The 2,977-nt window shown below is 61.8% G+C and carries 2 protein-coding genes; both read left to right on the top strand.

Going from position 1 to position 2,977, the window contains the following annotated elements:
- The first annotated feature begins 64 nt into the window (after positions 1–64).
- Positions 65–1,609 carry a D-xylose ABC transporter ATP-binding protein gene (gene xylG, locus CER19_RS25440; RefSeq protein WP_116668411.1) on the top strand — a complete coding sequence of 515 codons (1,545 nt, stop codon included), beginning with the start codon at positions 65–67 and terminating at the stop codon, positions 1,607–1,609.
- The gene (locus CER19_RS25435; protein ID WP_116668410.1) at positions 1,610–2,746 is read left to right on the top strand and encodes a sugar ABC transporter permease; all 1,137 of its coding nucleotides are present in this window, start codon (positions 1,610–1,612) and stop codon (positions 2,744–2,746) included.
- The last annotated feature ends 231 nt before the right edge of the window (positions 2,747–2,977 follow it).

Here is a 2,977-nt window from a genome sequence, read left to right as displayed (position 1 = left end):
GTTTTTCGCGAGCAAGCTCGCTCCTACAGGGGTGGGGGCCAGCCTATTTGTGTGAGCCTTTCCCATGTCCGACTACCTGCTGCAAATGAACGGCATCGTCAAAAGCTTCGGTGGTGTCAACGCCCTCAACGGCATCGACATCAAGGTACGGCCCGGCGAGTGCGTCGGGCTGTGCGGCGAAAACGGTGCCGGTAAATCCACCTTGATGAAGGTGCTGTCGGCGGTATACCCGCACGGAACCTGGGAGGGGGAAATCCTCTGGGATGGGCAGCCGCTCAAGGCCCAGTCCATCCGCGAAACCGAGGCCGCCGGGATTGTCATCATTCACCAGGAACTGACCCTGGTGCCCGACCTGTCGGTGGCCGAGAACATTTTCATGGGCCACGAGCTGACCCTGCCCGGTGGGCGCATGAACTACCCGGCGATGCTGCACCGCGCCGAAGCCTTGATGCGTGAACTCAAGGTGCCGGACATGAATGTGGCGCTGCCGGTGTCGCAGTATGGCGGCGGCTACCAGCAACTGGTGGAGATCGCCAAGGCCTTGAACAAACAGGCGCGCCTGTTGATTCTTGACGAGCCTTCCTCGGCCCTGACCCGTGGCGAAATCGAGGTGCTGCTGGACATCATCCGGGGCCTCAAGGCCAAGGGCGTGGCCTGCGTGTACATTTCGCACAAGCTTGATGAAGTGGCGGCGGTGTGCGACACCATTGCGGTGATTCGCGACGGCAAGCACATCGCGACCACCGCCATGGCAGACATGGACATCCCCCGGATCATCACGCAGATGGTCGGCCGCGAAATGAGCAATCTCTACCCCACCGAGCCCCATGACGTGGGCGAGGTGATCTTCGAGGCGCGTAACGTCACCTGCTACGACGTCGACAACCCCAAGCGCAAGCGCGTCGACGACATCTCCTTCGTGCTCAGGCGCGGTGAAATCCTTGGCATCGCCGGGTTGGTGGGGGCTGGGCGCACGGAGTTGGTGTCGGCGCTGTTTGGCGCTTACCCCGGGCGCTACAGCGCCGAGGTGTGGCTGGAGGGCCAGGTGATCGACACGCGCACGCCGCTCAAGTCGATCCGCGCCGGTTTGTGCATGGTGCCAGAAGACCGCAAGCGCCAAGGCATCATCCCCGACCTGGGCGTGGGCCAGAACATCACCCTGGCGGTGCTCGACACCTACGCGCACATGACCCGCATCAACGCCGAAGCCGAACTGGGCAGCATCGACCAGCAAATCAGCCGCATGCACCTCAAGACCGCCAGCCCGTCGCTGCCGATCACCAGCCTCTCAGGCGGCAACCAGCAAAAGGCCGTGCTGGCGAAAATGCTGATGACCCAACCCAAGGTGCTGATTCTCGACGAACCCACACGCGGGGTGGACGTGGGCGCCAAGTACGAGATCTACAAACTGATGGGCGCACTGGCGGCCGAAGGCGTGTCGATCATCATGGTCTCTTCGGAATTGGCCGAAGTGCTCGGCGTGTCCAACCGCGTGCTGGTGATTGGCGACGGCCAGTTGCGAGGGGATTTCATCAATGACGGGCTCACCCAGGAACAGGTGCTCGCCGCCGCGCTCAGCCATAACAATACTGATCGGAAGACCGCGTAGATGAACCAGGTCAAACACCTTTTCACCCGCTACAAAATGCTCGCACTGGTGATCGCCGTCGCGTTCATCTGGCTGTTTTTCAGTTGGCAGACCGAGGGCGGTTTTCTCACCCCGCGCAACCTCTCCAACCTGCTGCGGCAGATGTCGATCACTGGGATGTTGGCGTGCGGGATTCTGCTGGGGATTACCGGCGGCGAGATCGACTTGTCGGTGGGCTCACTGCTCGGGCTGTTGGGCGGGCTGGCGGCGATTCTGGATGTGGTCTATCACGTGCCGCTATTGGCCAACCTGAGCCTGGTGGCGCTGTGCGGCTTGGTGATCGGCCTGGCCAACGGCTACATGACCGCTTACCTGCGCATCCCCTCGTTCATCGTGGGCCTTGGCGGGATGTTGGCGTTTCGCGGGATTCTGCTGGGGATTACCGGCGGCACCACCATTGCGCCAGTGTCGCCGTCGCTGGTGTATGTGGGCCAGGGGTATTTGCCCCACAACGTCGGTATCGGGCTTGGAGTGTTGCTGTTTGCCTTGACGCTGTTCCTCACCTGGAAACAACGGCGCAACCGTGCGCTGCATGGGTTGGCCGCGCATTCATTGCTGCGCGATGCACTGCGCGTGGTGTTGATTGGCGCGGTGCTCGCAGGCTTTGTCACCACCCTCAACCGCTACGATGGCATCCCGGTGCCGGTGCTGCTGTTGCTGGCGCTGCTGGGGGTGTTCAGCTATGTCACGCGCCAAACCGTGTTCGGCCGCCGGGTGTATGCGGTGGGCAGCAATATGGAGGCCACGCGGCTGTCGGGTATCAATGTGCAAGCGGTGAAACTGTGGATCTTCGGCATCATGGGCGTGATGTGCGCCCTCGCCGGCCTGGTCAACACCGCGAGGCTGGCGGCGGGCTCACCGTCGGCAGGCAACATGGGCGAACTCGATGCCATCGCCGCGTGCTTTATTGGCGGCACCTCGATGCGCGGTGGTTCGGGCACTGTGTATGGCGCGTTGCTGGGGGCATTGGTGATTACCAGTTTGGACAACGGCATGTCGATGCTGGATGTGGACAGCTACTGGCAGATGATCGTCAAGGGCAGCATTCTGGTGTTGGCGGTGTGGGTGGACGTGAGTACGCGCTCGGGCAGGCGGTAAGTTATCCGCCAGAGCACCAATGATCACCTGTGGGAGCTGGCTTGCCTGCGATGGCGGCCTGACAGTCGATATCTATCTACCTGACACCCCAGGATCCAACTGTGGGAGCGGGCTTGCTCGCGAAGGCGGCCCGACAGTCAACACAGTTGGATTGTGTACATATCCATTCCTGCGGTAACGGCCACCTAGGGTTCCGCTCTGACAGCGGCTCACTTTTGAAAAGCGCAAAAG

The sequence above is a fragment of the Pseudomonas sp. GL93 genome, assembly GCF_003408955.1.
GTDB lineage: Bacteria > Pseudomonadota > Gammaproteobacteria > Pseudomonadales > Pseudomonadaceae > Aquipseudomonas > Aquipseudomonas paracarnis.
This window is presented reverse-complemented; position numbering and strand designations above follow the sequence as displayed.

What these genes read in the sequence shown, in the direction of transcription:
- xylG (WP_116668411.1), top strand. Translation starts at nt 65, where the DNA reads ATGTCCGACTACCTGCTGCAAATGAACGGCATCGTCAAAAGCTTCGGT.
- CER19_RS25435 (WP_116668410.1), top strand. Translation starts at nt 1,610, where the DNA reads ATGAACCAGGTCAAACACCTTTTCACCCGCTACAAAATGCTCGCACTG.